Annotated in this window: 13 protein-coding genes; 6 read left to right on the forward strand and 7 right to left on the reverse strand. The window is 69.1% G+C overall.

Annotated features, from left to right (window positions below):
* Positions 1 to 49: 49 nt before the first annotated feature.
* Together VFZ09_RS24065 and VFZ09_RS24070 are read left to right on the forward strand one after the other, a co-directional pair.
* Positions 50 to 1,087 (forward strand): acyl-CoA desaturase, encoded by a 1,038-nt coding sequence (locus tag VFZ09_RS24065; protein WP_329729982.1) that lies wholly within the window; start codon positions 50 to 52, stop codon positions 1,085 to 1,087.
* A gap of 432 nt (positions 1,088 to 1,519) precedes the next feature.
* Positions 1,520 to 2,698, forward strand: a complete 1,179-nt coding sequence (locus tag VFZ09_RS24070; RefSeq protein ID WP_329729983.1) for a heparin lyase I family protein — start codon at positions 1,520 to 1,522, stop codon at positions 2,696 to 2,698.
* A 30-nt stretch (positions 2,699 to 2,728) separates the two neighbouring features.
* Here VFZ09_RS24070 and VFZ09_RS24075 read toward each other — a convergent pair whose 3' ends face one another.
* Both VFZ09_RS24075 and nhaR read right to left on the reverse strand, forming a co-directional pair.
* Positions 2,729 to 3,187, reverse strand: coding sequence for an Imm26 family immunity protein (locus VFZ09_RS24075; RefSeq protein WP_329729984.1), 459 nt, complete (start codon positions 3,185 to 3,187; stop codon positions 2,729 to 2,731).
* 560 nt (positions 3,188 to 3,747) lie between these two features.
* On the reverse strand, positions 3,748 to 4,662 hold the full coding sequence (nhaR, locus tag VFZ09_RS24080; RefSeq protein WP_329729985.1) for a transcriptional activator NhaR: 915 nt from the start codon (positions 4,660 to 4,662) through the stop codon (positions 3,748 to 3,750).
* A 138-nt stretch (positions 4,663 to 4,800) separates the two neighbouring features.
* Between nhaR and VFZ09_RS24085 the strand changes: the two genes are divergently transcribed.
* The gene (locus VFZ09_RS24085) at positions 4,801 to 5,598 is read left to right on the forward strand and encodes a carbonic anhydrase family protein (protein ID WP_329729986.1); all 798 of its coding nucleotides are present in this window, start codon (positions 4,801 to 4,803) and stop codon (positions 5,596 to 5,598) included.
* A gap of 150 nt (positions 5,599 to 5,748) precedes the next feature.
* Complete coding sequence (locus VFZ09_RS24090; protein ID WP_329729987.1) at positions 5,749 to 7,287, forward strand: Ca2+-dependent phosphoinositide-specific phospholipase C; 1,539 nt, start codon at positions 5,749 to 5,751, stop codon at positions 7,285 to 7,287.
* A gap of 23 nt (positions 7,288 to 7,310) precedes the next feature.
* Here the strand turns inward: VFZ09_RS24090 and VFZ09_RS24095 are convergent, their stop codons facing one another.
* On the reverse strand, positions 7,311 to 8,312 hold the full coding sequence (locus tag VFZ09_RS24095; protein WP_329729988.1) for a hypothetical protein: 1,002 nt from the start codon (positions 8,310 to 8,312) through the stop codon (positions 7,311 to 7,313).
* Positions 8,313 to 8,356: 44 nt separating this feature from the next.
* Positions 8,357 to 9,052, reverse strand: a complete 696-nt coding sequence (locus tag VFZ09_RS24100; protein ID WP_329729989.1) for an isochorismatase family protein — start codon at positions 9,050 to 9,052, stop codon at positions 8,357 to 8,359.
* Between the two features lie 214 nt (positions 9,053 to 9,266).
* Here VFZ09_RS24100 and VFZ09_RS24105 point away from each other — a divergent pair, with 214 nt between their 5' ends.
* Together VFZ09_RS24105 and VFZ09_RS24110 are read left to right on the forward strand one after the other, a co-directional pair.
* Complete coding sequence (locus VFZ09_RS24105; protein WP_329729990.1) at positions 9,267 to 10,265, forward strand: LysR family transcriptional regulator; 999 nt, start codon at positions 9,267 to 9,269, stop codon at positions 10,263 to 10,265.
* Positions 10,266 to 10,355: 90 nt separating this feature from the next.
* A complete protein-coding gene (locus VFZ09_RS24110; RefSeq protein ID WP_329729991.1) occupies positions 10,356 to 10,895 on the forward strand; it encodes a TlpA disulfide reductase family protein in 540 nt (179 codons plus the stop codon).
* Positions 10,896 to 10,911: 16 nt separating this feature from the next.
* Here the strand turns inward: VFZ09_RS24110 and VFZ09_RS24115 are convergent, their stop codons facing one another.
* From VFZ09_RS24115 to VFZ09_RS24125, 3 genes are read right to left on the reverse strand one after another with little or no spacing between them, the layout of a single operon-like run.
* The gene (locus VFZ09_RS24115; RefSeq protein ID WP_329729992.1) at positions 10,912 to 11,202 is read right to left on the reverse strand and encodes a hypothetical protein; all 291 of its coding nucleotides are present in this window, start codon (positions 11,200 to 11,202) and stop codon (positions 10,912 to 10,914) included.
* Positions 11,199 to 11,747, reverse strand: a complete 549-nt coding sequence (locus VFZ09_RS24120) for an RNA polymerase sigma factor (protein ID WP_329729993.1) — start codon at positions 11,745 to 11,747, stop codon at positions 11,199 to 11,201. The genes VFZ09_RS24115 and VFZ09_RS24120 overlap by 4 nt, the downstream gene beginning before the upstream one ends.
* 12 nt (positions 11,748 to 11,759) lie before the next feature.
* Complete coding sequence (locus tag VFZ09_RS24125) at positions 11,760 to 12,467, reverse strand: DUF6249 domain-containing protein (RefSeq protein WP_329729994.1); 708 nt, start codon at positions 12,465 to 12,467, stop codon at positions 11,760 to 11,762.
* Positions 12,468 to 12,551: the final 84 nt, after the last annotated feature.

The following is a 12,551-nucleotide window of genomic DNA, read 5'->3' on the forward strand; positions in this document are numbered from 1 at the left end:
ACCGGGCGGGCTGGACGATGATGAAGGCACAGCCCCCCGGAGACTCCCGTTGTCCGCCCTGCCCTCCTTCACCCCAGCATCCGCCCCCACCGCCTCCGAGCCCTCCCAGACGCCCGAGCACCTGAGTGGAGCCCGCCGGGCCCTGGTCCTCTTCGTCGTCCAGGGACTCCCCCTGCTCGGCTTCTGCGCGGGGGTGTGGCTCTTCCTGCGCGAGGGCGTCAGCACCTGGGACCTCGGCCTGCTGGGAGGGATGTACCTGCTCACCATGGTGGGCATCGAGGTCGGCTTCCACCGCTACTTCGCGCACCGCACCTTCGAGACGACCCGCTCCCTGAGTGCCCTCTTCCTCATCCTCGGCTCCATGGCGGGACAGGGCTCGGCCCTGCTGTGGAGCGCCGTGCACCGCACGCACCACGCCCATACCGACCAACCGGGAGACCTGCACTCGCCGCTGCTCGGACGGCGAGGCTTCTGGGGCGGGCTCCGCGGCTTCTTCTGGGCCCAGTTCCTCTGGTACCTCGAGGTGCCCGCCATCGGCCGCTTCGGCCGCCTCCTGGACCGCTACCGCGCCTCGCCCGCCGACCTCCTGGCCTCGCGAGAGGAGGACCAGGCCCACCGCATCGCGCGCACCCTCCCCGATCTGCTGCGCGACGAGCCGCTCGTGCGCCTCAACCAGCGCTATGGCACCTGGGTGCTGCTCGGCTTCGCGCTGCCCACCCTCGCCGGAGGCCTCGTCACCGGCTCGTGGGCCGGAGCGCTGCGCGGGCTCGTCTGGGGCGGCCTCGTCCGCTACTACATCGTCCAGCAGGTGACCTTCGCCATCAACTCGGTGGGCCACACGGTGGGTGTCCGCTCGCTGAACAGCCGCGACACCAGCCGCAACAACGTGGTGATGGCGCTGCTGACACTCGGCGCGGGCTGGCACAACAACCACCACGCCTTCCCCGGCTCGGCCCGTGTCGACTTCCGGTGGTGGCAGGTGGACCTCGGCGGCCTGCTCCTCCGCCTGCTCGCTCGCTTCGGGCTCGTCTGGGACCTGCGCGCGCCCTCTCCGGACGCCCTCCTGGCCGCCCGGATGGAGCGCTGAACGACAGCATGGCCACCCGGCCGACGGAGTTCATCCGCGCCCTGGGGTGAGACCCCTCCCCGCCAATCCCTGACGGCAGTGCGCGGGATTCGCGCTCCACGCCACGCGTCCCCGGTCTGTCGTCCGAGAGGCGTTGTGAAGAATTACAGCCCCATGGATTGACATCCATTGCGGCGCCTGGCTGCCCAGCGAGCAGGCATCGGGACACAGTGTTGAGCAGCAAATAAAAGTGATGGATGCTGATTCCGCTCGAATGACAGCCCCATCGGGCGGCCGTCGAGCAGGAGTTGCCGAGCCACGATCCATCCCATGCCTCTCCGGGCGCCGGGGCCGATGAGCCTCGTCTGGCGCGACGGGAGGGCCGCGTCCCGAAGTCTGGTCTGTCATTTCTTCCTGCCGCTGTCTGTCTTCATTCATCGAGAGAACCCATCCGTGAAGAAACTCCTCGTGTTGGCTGAAACCCTGTTCCTCATCGCCGGTGCTGGTTGCGGCGCCCCCGATACCTCCGCCACCGGGGAAGCACTCGAGACCCTCACTACAGCGGCCGACGGGCTGACCGTGCAGAACTGCGTCCCCCTCACCGCGACGTCAGCGATTGCCTCCGGCCATGACGGCAACGTGCCGGACAACACGCGGGATGACCGGCTCGACACGCGCTGGAGCAACCTCGGCAAGGGCTCGTGGATCGACTACGACCTGGGCTCCGACAAGGCCATCTCGGGGGCGGCCATCGCGTGGCACTCGGGCAACCTGCGAACCAACACCTTCACCCTGATGGTGTCCTCGGATGGGGTGAACTACACGCAGGTGTACAGCGGCACGAGCAGCGGCACGACGGCGGCGGCGGAGACGTACACCTTCGCCGCGCGCACCGCGCGCCGCCTGCGCATCTACGTCAACGGCAACAGCGTGAACGACTGGGCCAGCATCTCCGAGGCCCGCGCGTGCGCGGCGCCCGCCGCCTCCACCGTGGTGTGGCGCGGCGACTTCGAGACGGGAGACCGGACCCAGTGGAGCAGCACGCAGATGGTCAGCTCGGACCGGCTGCAGGTGGTGCCCTCGCCGGTGCGGCAGGGCAGCTACGCCCTCAAGGCAACCGTGCGCCAGGGCGATGATCCCATCAACTCCAGCGGCAACCGCAACGAGCTGGTGAAGATGACGCGCGAGCCGGTGGGCTCGGAATACTACTATCGCTTCAACACGATGTTCGCCCCGGACTTCCCCAGCGTGAAGACGTGGCAGCTCTTCGCCCAGTGGCACCACGAGGGCAACAGCGGCTCGCCGCCGGTGGAGTTCTACGTGTATGGCGAGGAGATGCGCCTGAACATCGGCGGAGACCCCGGCGTCATCGTGTGGAAGGCCCCGCTGGTGCGCGGGCAGTGGCAGGACTTCATCTTCCACGTGAAGTGGTCGCCGGATGCCACCGCCGGCTTCGTCGAGCTGTACCACAACGGCCAGCTCGTCCTGCCCAGGCGCTCCATCGCCACCCAGTTCTCCGGGATGCTCAACTACCTGAAGGTGGGCCTGTACCGCAGCGACACCGTCACGCAGACGGGCGTCGTCTACCACGACGGGTGGGTCATGGGCCGCACCCTCTCGGACGTGCTCTGAGCCACCGGGCGCTGGAGCAAGCCAGGCGCCCTATTGCAGTCGTACTTTCAGGCGCTCCTCAGCGGCATTGGGCCGCCCCAGGAGGGAATCGAGCAAGCGCTCCTCGATTCCCTCCTGTTCCCAGACCGCCGCCCGCTCGAGCCCCACACATTCCTCGGGCTCGGCCTCTCGCTCCTTCCCGGCGGTGTCGAAGATGGTGCAGCGGCGGAAGTCTCCCAGATCCTGCATGAACTGAACGACAGGTTCGGTCAAGTGCTCCTCGAGCGCCCTCTCCCCAATGAACTCCCACGCATCGAGAGCCAGGTGGCGGACAGCAATCCTGAAGAGGAGGGGTCTGGACGCAATCCTGTCCAGGTCGGAATCCGGGCTCGTGGTTCTGTAATCGTAGAAGGCCGCATAGGGCGATTCGAGCAGTCTGCCGTAACCAAAGGAGCCGTCGGCGAGCGTCATCCTGACGAATGCGCCCGGGATATGCTTCTTCCTGCCCATCTCTCAATCTCCGGTGTAGGGGTGGAGTTGACCCCAGTGCTTCACGGCTGAGTCGTGGAACAGCCAGCCCAATGGATTGTCCTTCGCCACACCGCGCTGGATGTTCTCGGTCCGATACGGCTCTTGTGTATCGGACTGAGCGCCGCCAAAGGAGTCCATCAACTGCTGCTCTCTTCCACGAATCCGCCAATAAGCAATATCACTGTATCTACTCGCGTACTCGACCGCCGCTCCGACATCGAACTTGTCAAGCAGGGCCTCCTGGAACGCAGGGCTTATGGGTTCATCGTTTTCGGGTCTTCGGTACGTCGAGTGGGCAGGAGCGCGGACCCGAAGCCGTGCGCATGGGGAGGACTTGGGGTTCAACGTACTGGTGCCCGGCTCTCCAGCCCAGCTCGTCCACCCCAATGACTTGCAGCCCCTCCTGCGTGCACCGGACCATCGCGATCACCGATTCCGGAGCAAGCCGATCAGTGATTCCGGGCCAAGCCGATCACCGGTTCCGTAGCAAGCCGATCGCCGATTCCGGAGCAAGCCGCTCACGACAAGATGTCCGGGGGCTAGCCGCCCTCGGGGCGGGGGAAGAGCGACTCCCGGGCCGCGCGATAGATGATCTGCACCGCGGGGTGGTGCAGTCTGCGCTCCACGGTGATCGCGTAGAAGCGCTCGCGCACCTCGTCCAGCCGCCCCACCACCTCGACGCCATACTGCGTCTGGATCTCCTGCTCGATGAAGGTGGGCCCCGGAAACACGCCCGCGCCCAGCTGGCCGAACGCCTTCAGCAGCGCGCTGTCCTGGAACTCTCCCCGGATCCTCGGATGGAGCCCGGCGTCGGCCATCCACTGCGTCAACGCCCGCCGCAGGCCGTTGTTCTCCGCGGGCAGCAGCAGGGGCACCCCGTCCAGGGACCTGGGAAAGTGCCGCCGCAGCCGCTCCGCCAGCTCCTTGCGCGCGAACAACGTCACCCCGCTCTCCCCCAGGAGATGATCGTAGGCCCGCACGTTCGAGTCCGCGGCCACCGGCGCGTCCGACACCACCACGTCCAGGGAATGGGCAGCGAGCTCCGCCAGGAGCCGCTCCTGCGTGTTCTCGTGGCAGACCATCCGCACCTCCTCCTTCATCCCCAACACCGGCGCCAGGATCCGGGAGGCCACCAGCTTCGGCACCGCATCCGTGATGCCCACCATCAAGCGGGTCCTGCGTTGTGAGGAGCGCCCTCGCAACGACTCCTGCAGTTCATGGCCCAGGATGAAGATCTCATCCGCGTACCGGTAGACGTGGGCGCCGCCCTCGGTGAGCACGAGCTTGCCGCCCACCCGCCTGAAGAGCTCCAGCTCCAGCATCTCCTCCAGCGCCTTGAGCTGCTCGCTCACCGTGGGCTGGGCGACACGCAGCTTGCGCGAGGCCGCGGAGACACTGCCCTCGCGGACCACGGTCCAGAAGTACAGCAGGTGGTGGTAGTTCAGCCGGAGCATGGCCGGAGGATATCGGTTTTCCCTATGGGAGAACCATGGATTACCTCGTGGCGGCCGCGCGCCGCGTCTGATTAATCAAGAGCACCCCACAAACCGGGGAATCCAACGCATCCCACATTCGGGCCTGGAGGGCTCATCATGAACACCCATCGTCAAGGCGCGCGCATGTCTTTGTCTGGCATCTCTCCCCTGCTGCTGGCGTTGTGGGCCACGACGGCGTCCGCGCAGGCGCTCGAGAGCGAGGGCTGGAGCTACACGGGCACCTTCGGCCCGGAGCGGTGGGGGGAGCTGCCCGGCAACGGGCTGTGCTCGACGGGACAACAGCAGACCCCCATCCCCCTGTGGAGCCTGACCACCCTGCCGTTGGATCTCTCCGCCCCGTCCTTCTCCTACCAATTCACCCCGGTGAACATGCGCAACACGGGCTCCACGGTGGAGTTCACCTACGAGCCGGGCAGCACCATCCGCTCGCTGGGCACGAACTACCGGCTCGCGCAGTTCCACTTCCACACCCCCAGCGAGCACACGCTGGACGCGGTGAGCTACCCGCTGGAGCTGCACCTGGTGCATGTGGATGCCAGCGGCGCGCCGGCGGTGGTGGTGGGCATGTTCATCAAGCGGGGCGCGGAGAACCAGGCGCTGGCCACCGCCTTCCGCAACCTGCCGCAGAACAAGGGTGACGTGAGCCAGCCGCTCGGCGCGGTCATCAACGCCGAGAACCTGCTGCCCCGCAACCGCACGCACTTCATGTACCCGGGCTCGCTCACCACGCCCCCGTGCACCGAGGGCATCCGTTGGTACGTGATGCGCACGCCCATCGAGATGTCGGACGCGCAGATCGCCGCCTACCAGCAACTGCCGCAGCTCAACCCCTCCGCCCGGCCCCTGCAGCCGGTCAACGGGCGCGTCATCCTCAAGCACCTGGATCTGCTGTAGGCAGCGGCGTGGGCCTCGAGCCCGGCGTTGGAATCCGGGCTCGTTCCACCCACCTCTCTCTGGGTGGAAGTCACAGGGCGGGTAGTATGCACGCTCCCGGCCCTGTGACTGAACCGGGAAGCAACTCTCTCGTTCTGGAAGTGCCTCCCCATGAAGACCCCCACCCCCTTCGTCCTCCCCGCGCTGCTGCTGCTCGCGCTCGCGCCAGCCGCGGTGGCCCAGCCCGCCTACAACGAGGTGCGCCAGAAGTCCTCGCACAACTCCTATCAGCGCGCCGAGGCCCTGCTCGATCAACTCGTGTACCACCGCGTCCGCTCGCTCGAGCTCGACATCCACAATGGCAAGAGCGGCTGGTCCAAGGTGACGGGCAACTGGTTCGTCTACCATACGGACATCATCGACAACGGCACCACCTGCCACCGGCTCTCCGACTGCCTGGACGAGCTGCGCGCCTTCCACCTCGCCAATCCCAACCATGAGGTGGTGACGCTCTGGGTGGACCTCAAGGACGGCTTCGAGTCCGGCCGCATGCCCCAGGACCTGGACAACCGCATCACCGCGCACCTGCCCGCGTCCTGGCTCTTCAAGCCCTCGGACGTGATGGCGGCCTGCCCGGGTGCCACCAGCCTGCAAGCCGCCGTGACGGGGGGCTGTGGCTGGCCCTCCACCTCGGCGCTCGAGGGCCGCTTCATCATCGCCCTCACTGGCGGAGACGTGTCCTCGTCCACCAGCAAGCTCAACACCTACGTGTCCAACGGCTCCACCGCCACCAGCCGCGTGGCCTTCATCGCGCCCGACCTCACCAGCGCGCCGGCCATCGGCTCGAGGAGCTACGCGGTGTTCTTCAACCTGGAGAACGCCAACGCCACCCTGGCCTCCAGCGTGTACCCGGCGGGCTTCATCAGCCGCGTGTGGGGCGTGAACGACTCGGCGTCCTGGAGCCGGGCGGTGTCGGCGAGCGCGAACCACATCGCCACGGACAAGGTGAACTACCACCAGGACACGTGGGCGGTGACGCACAACGGCCTGGGGTGGCCCTTCGGGTGCATCGCGTCCTGGCCGTGCGGCGGTTACCAGGAGGCCGTGGACGTCATCGGCGCCGAGGTGAGCTCCGGGGACATCTGGGGGAGCAGCGACAGCTTCCTGTTCGCCTCCGAGTACAACGGCGCGGTGACGACGACCACCTGGACGGCGGCGGTGGACACGCCCAACAGCCACGTGGACGAGTGGGCCAAGGGGTGCCTCATGGTGCGCGAGAGCACCGCGGCCAATGCGCGCTACTTCGCGGTGTGCCGCCCGGCGGACAGCCAGAAGCCGCGTCTCCAGTACCGCACGAGCACGGGAGGCTCCACGTCCTCGGCCGAGGTGGACATCGTCGCGGCGGACACCGTGGACCAGGAGAGCGTCACGTTCCTGCGTCTCACGGTGCAGTACGACGGGACGCAGACGTGCGCGTGGGGGTACGGCTCGCAGAACGCCTCGACGTGGAAGTTGATCGGCAGCAGGTGCTACTCCGGGCTGCTGGGCCACCAGGGGCTGGCGGCCAGCTCGCACGGCAGCGGCCCGGTGAAACTGCTCTTCGGCAACGTGAAGCGGGGCTCGACGCTCTACCGCCAGGCGTCCTTCCCCTCCAAGGTGGCCGTGGGCGGCGGCGTGAGCGGCTGGCGGCTCTTCGACGGGGTGTTCTGAGCACGTGCGGAGGACGCCGAGCCCTACCGCTCCTGGTTGCCGAGGGAGTACTGGAAGCGCAGCAGCAGGTTGTTCTGGGTCTGCACGGCGCGGACGAACTCGCGGTCGTGGACCACGAGCAGCTGGTAGCTCAACGTCAGCCAGCTCAGGATGCCCACGTTCGCCCGGGCATCGAGCACGAGCCGCACCCGCTCCAGGGGCGTGAGCCCGGCCGCCCCGTTGCTGACGAGCGGCAGCAACGCCGAGGCGCCCAGCTCGTAGCCGAGGCGCCCCTCCTCCAGCCCTCCCCTCATCCGGGTGGCCAGCGCCAGGCCCGCCTGGAACACGGGGCCCACCTCGAGGGCATCCACCTCGGGGGTGTCCTCGCGCTCGAGCATGACGAGGGTCCCCTCGCGCAGCAGCGTCTGGCGCGCCCCCGCGCCCAGCCGCACGTCCCACGTGAGCCCGGGCGAGCCCACGGGCCGGACGGACCACCCCGCGGACTCCTCCAGCGTCAGCGGGCTCAGCCCCGGCGACAGGCGCAGCCGGCTCTGGACGAGCCGCTCGACGGTGCCGTCCCGCCGCTCTATCCGGTAGGGCAGCTCGACGGGGCGCACGTCCTCCGCGGGCAGCAGGTGGGTGAGCAGCCCCCACTGCGCGTACGGCCCCGTCCAGTCCAGCACGCGGTACGCGTAGAGGCTCTCGGCGCGCAGCACGTCGTTGCTCTTGACGAGCTCGGCGGCCGCGGGCGTCCGCGCCCACGCCAGCTCGAGCTGGAGCGAGTTGCTCAGCGCGTGCGGGCCTCGCACGTAGGTGGCCTGGCCGGCCAGGGACGTGCCCACCAGCACCGTGAAGGCATCCGCCTGGCCCACCACGTCGCCACTCTGGATGAGGTTGAGGGTGGCCCCCCACGTCACCCCTCCCCGCCAGCCTCGCGGCTCCTCGCCCGTGGCGGACGGCTGCTGCGCGAGGGCCGGTGTGGCCAGACACGACACGGTCAGGGTGAGGAGGGAGGCGAGCCTCGCCCCGGGCACATGGCGCTTCATCGTCGATTCCTCCCGCATGGGGCACCGCGCGAGGTGCCAGGGTTCTACTGCACGCTCATGTCGGCGCTGGGATCGGACGGCTCGCCCACGGTGCTGGACTTCAGGTGGGCGCCCATGAGCTTCATCAGCTCCTTGCCCTCGGGGGAGTTCCAGTCCTTGAGCAGCTCGGTGGAGACCGTCACCCAGGAGGTGAGGACAGCGCCAGCCCTGGACAGCCGGGTGAGGGCCGTCTCCTCGGACAGCGTGTTGTTGGTGCTGGAGACATCCGCCACCACGTGCACGTCATAGCCGGCGCGCAGCAGATCCAACGTGGTGTGCAGGGTGCAGTTGTCGATGGAGATGCCGCCGATGATGACCTTCTTGCGGCCGGTCTTCTTCAGCCACGCGGCCACCTCGGGGGTGAGGCCGGTGGGGGTGGTGCGGTTGAAGTACTTCGCGTCCCCGGCGTACTGACGCACCTCGGGGTAGAACCTGCCGGCATACGCGCTCTCGTCGCCGAGCACCGCCACGGGCACCTTCTTGTAGATGGAGTGCAGCTTGAGGAAGGCGGTGACGTTGTTGCGGAACTGCTTGCCGGGCACCGTGGTGAGGTAGTCGTCCAATCCGCTCAGGTAGTCGACGTAGAGGATGACGGAGTTGTCCGCGGTGAGCGACTCCAGGTTGGCGTTGCGGCTCTGGGCCTGGGTGGGGACGCTGACGAGCACCAGGGCCGTGAGCGCGAGCAAGGACAGATGACGCATCGTGTTATTCCTCGTGGGGCAATGGGAGGAGCGCCCCGGAGAGGCGCCCCCGTTGAAGGCCCGCCCAAGATGCAGGGAAGCGGACAACGACGAAACCACCAGTGGCGGAACAGTCTGTTACGCGCATGTGCCGAATCGCCCGTGCGCCGCGCCCCGCGTGGAACGAAGGCGGACACCTGTGGCACAACCCGGCGTACACGCGAAGGGGAGCCCCATGGACCGCTCATCCACACTCGGGCTGGACGACATGATGGTGTTCCTGGCCGTGGTGGAGACCGGCAGCTTCACCATCGCCGCCCGGCAGCTGGGCGTGCGCAAGTCCACGGTGAGCCGCCGGGTGAGCGCCCTGGAGGAACGGCTCGGGCTGGAGCTGCTGCAGCGCACCACCCGGCACCTGCGCCTCACCGACGCGGGCGAGCGCTACCATGCCCGCTGCACCCGGATCGCCGCCGAGGCGCATGCCGCGGAGGAGGAGCTGCGCAACGAGCGCGACGTCCCCCGGGGAACGTTGCGCGTGAGCACGGAGCCGCTGCTGGCCGAGCTCCTGTTGCCGGCGCTGCTGAGCCCCTACCTGTCGCGCTACCCGGAGGTGGAGGTGGAGGTCCTCACCTCCTGGGCACGCACCGACGTGATGACCGGGGGCTTCGACCTCAGCCTGCGCGCGGGGCCGCTCGCCGACTCCTCCCTGCGCGTCCGGACCCTCGGCTCCGCGCGCGTGGCGTACTGCGCGAGCCCGTCCTATCTGCGTGAGCACGGCACGCCCCGCACGCCTCGCGAGCTGCGCGAGCACGTCTGTGTCGGCATCACCGAGGCGGGCTCGCCGGTGCTCTGGCCCTTCGCCGGACCGAAGGGGCGGCTGCTCCAGGTTCCGGTGACCACGCGCCTGCGCGTCAACCACTTCCCCCTGGCGTACCGCGCCGTGCTCGACGGCCTGGGCCTGGGCCGCTTCCCGCAGCCCGTGGTGGCCCGGGACGTGGCCGCCGGCCGGCTCGTCGAGCTCCTCACCGGCTACCTCCCTCCCAGCTTCAACGTCCACGCGCTCTACCCGAGCAACCGGCGGCCCCCGCCCAAGGTGCGGGCCTTCCTCCAGCTGCTCACGGAGCACCTCCAGTCACACCCCGGGACGCTGCACGCCCCGCTGCTCCCGGGTCCGGGGCGCAAGGTGGCGGAGGTCTCCTCCCCTCTGGTTGCCATGGCGGGGAAGCCCACGTGACCGCCTCGGGCCGGCGGTTCGTCCAAGCCAGGAGGAGGGAGCAACCCGTGACCCGCCGCTCCTCGCCGCGTACCTCGTAAGATGCGCCCCATGAGAAGGACGTGGGAACAGGTGAAGGACCTCTGGCACCGGGCGCGCGAGCGCTGGTGGGTGCGCCAGGTGATGGACGTCGCGCTGGTGGGGCTCGTCTTCGTGGCGGTGATGGCCTGGCAGACGCGCCATCTCCCCACGGGCGCCCCCGCGCCGGACTTCACCCTGCGCACCCTCTCCGGCTCGCGGGTGCGCCTGTCCGAGCTCCAGGGCAAGCCGGTGGTGCTCGCCTTCTGGGCTCCCTGGTGCGGGGTGTGCGAGGCCGAGTCCTCCACCCTCTCCGCGCTCCAGGGCCTGGTGGGCGGCTCCGCGCACGTGCTGTCCGTCGCGGTGGCCTACGAGGACGAGGAGGACGTGCGCCGCTTCACCCGTGAGCACGCGGTGGACTACCCCGTGCTGCTGGGAAGCGAGGAGCTGCGGCGGGCCTACGGCGTCGAGCAGTTCCCCACCACCTTCTTCGTCTCCCCCGAGGGCCGGCTCGAGCGGGCGGCCGTCGGCTACACCACCCGGCTCGGACTGCTCTGGCGGATGTGGCTGTAGGCCCTTCCCGCTCCGCTCACCTCAGGCTGTCCACGAGGTACCAGAGCAATGCCGTCCCCAGACAGCATGGGACGAGCAGGCTGCCCGCGTCCGAGGCGAACACCCCCGTGCCTTCTCCCGAGGGCAGCAGCAGGACGAGGGCGCCCACCAGCCACGTGAGGCCGAGGCCGAACACGCGCCGCGCGGGCCGCGGGGGCGGGGGCAGGCGCTCGAGGAGCCGTGCCCGGAAGCCGTCGTCGGAGGAGCCCGAGGGCAGTTGCCGCTGGAGCAGCGTGTCCAGCCAGGCCTCGTCATCGCGGACGTTCATGGGACCTCCTCGAGTTGCCGGCGCAGCTTCTCCTTCGCGCGCGCGACATGGGTCTTCAGCGTCCCCACGGGGCAGTCGAGGACGACCGCCGCCTCCTCGTGGGTCAGCTCGTTGGCGTAGGTGAGGACGAGCGCGGCCCGCTCGCGGGGCTTGAGCAGGGCGAGCGCCTTCTCCAGATCGTGCCGCTCCAGGACCCGGTCCGGCAGGGCCAGCTCCGTGCTCCCGGCCTCCAGGGCGGGAGGCTCCAGGGGCGCATCGCGGCTGCCCCGGTCCCGGCTGAAGAAGACGTTGCAGGCGATGCGGTAGAGCCAGGAGGAGAACTTCGCTCCGCCCCGGTACCCCCGCAGCCCCCGGTAGGCGCGCAGGAAGGTCTCCTGCGCCAGATCATCCGCCTGCGCCACGTCTCCCCCCGTCAGCCGGCGCAGCAGCCCGCGCACCGCGGACTGGTGCCGTGCCACCAGCTCGCCAAAGGCGCGCCGGTCGTCACGCACGAGCACCCGGGTGATGAGCTCGGCGTCCGAGGGGGCTTCGGGAAGGGAGGCCATGGGGCAGGAGGACTAGTGCTGGGGCTCCGTCGAGAGCGCGGCCGCCACCGCACCCCGTCCCTGCTGCAGACGCCAGACAATCATGTGTCCCACGCCGATGAGCAGGAGCGTCACCCCCGCCCCCCAGGCCCCCGGCATGTCCGGCAGGGCGCCCAGGAAGATGGCCAGTCCCAGCCCGGAGGTGGACAGGATGATGCCCCGGCGCAAGTCCGAGGGCTTGCGGCGCGGAACCGGCGCGAGCAGCCCCTGGGGAATCTCCGCCCCCTTCTCCACCATCAGCCGCACCGTCTCGTGGAGCTGGCGCGCCCTGCGGTAGCCGGCCACCAGGAACGCCAGGAAGCCCGTCAGCATGCTGCCGAAGAAGGACATGCTGACGATGGCGGTGGTGGGATCGAAGTCGTTCCGCCGCCGCGCCTCGCGCTCCTGGAGGAGATCATAGAGCTGCTGGGAGGAGAGCCGCCCATCCGGGTCGAGCCGCTTCGCTTCCGCCTCGATCTGCTGGATGTCGGACTCCAGCGCCTGCCGCTCGGCATCGAGCTCGCGCTGGCGGGCCTCCAGCTGCTCGCGCTGGGCCTGCAGCTCCGGAGGCAGCGGGGCCTTCACGGTGGAACCCGTGGGAGGAGCGGGCGGGGCAGCAGGCGTCCCGGGCATGGGGGCGGACAGGGCCCGCCCGCCCGCGAGGGTGGCCAGGAGGCACACGGTGAGCAACGAGGTCTTCATGAGGGAGTCCTTCCGTCGGTTTTACGGGCGTTAGGACTCCCGGATCCGATTTCTTGGATTCACCCCGTGTTTTTTTCCGGGTGC

Origin of the sequence: Archangium sp., from assembly GCF_036277355.1 — a bacterium.
Lineage (GTDB): Bacteria > Myxococcota > Myxococcia > Myxococcales > Myxococcaceae > Archangium.

Excerpts from the sequence above, each read along its gene's own strand:
- VFZ09_RS24075 (WP_329729984.1), bottom strand. The coding sequence starts at position 3,187 with ATGGGCAGGAAGAAGCATATCCCGGGCGCATTCGTCAGGATGACGCTC.
- VFZ09_RS24100 (WP_329729989.1), bottom strand. The coding sequence starts at position 9,052 with ATGCGTCATCTGTCCTTGCTCGCGCTCACGGCCCTGGTGCTCGTCAGC.
- nhaR (WP_329729985.1), bottom strand. The coding sequence starts at position 4,662 with ATGCTCCGGCTGAACTACCACCACCTGCTGTACTTCTGGACCGTGGTC.
- VFZ09_RS24095 (WP_329729988.1), bottom strand. The coding sequence starts at position 8,312 with ATGAAGCGCCATGTGCCCGGGGCGAGGCTCGCCTCCCTCCTCACCCTG.
- VFZ09_RS24125 (WP_329729994.1), bottom strand. The coding sequence starts at position 12,467 with ATGAAGACCTCGTTGCTCACCGTGTGCCTCCTGGCCACCCTCGCGGGC.
- VFZ09_RS24090 (WP_329729987.1), top strand. The coding sequence starts at position 5,749 with ATGAAGACCCCCACCCCCTTCGTCCTCCCCGCGCTGCTGCTGCTCGCG.
- VFZ09_RS24120 (WP_329729993.1), bottom strand. The coding sequence starts at position 11,747 with ATGGCCTCCCTTCCCGAAGCCCCCTCGGACGCCGAGCTCATCACCCGG.
- VFZ09_RS24110 (WP_329729991.1), top strand. The coding sequence starts at position 10,356 with ATGAGAAGGACGTGGGAACAGGTGAAGGACCTCTGGCACCGGGCGCGC.
- VFZ09_RS24105 (WP_329729990.1), top strand. The coding sequence starts at position 9,267 with ATGGACCGCTCATCCACACTCGGGCTGGACGACATGATGGTGTTCCTG.
- VFZ09_RS24115 (WP_329729992.1), bottom strand. The coding sequence starts at position 11,202 with ATGAACGTCCGCGATGACGAGGCCTGGCTGGACACGCTGCTCCAGCGG.
- VFZ09_RS24085 (WP_329729986.1), top strand. The coding sequence starts at position 4,801 with ATGAACACCCATCGTCAAGGCGCGCGCATGTCTTTGTCTGGCATCTCT.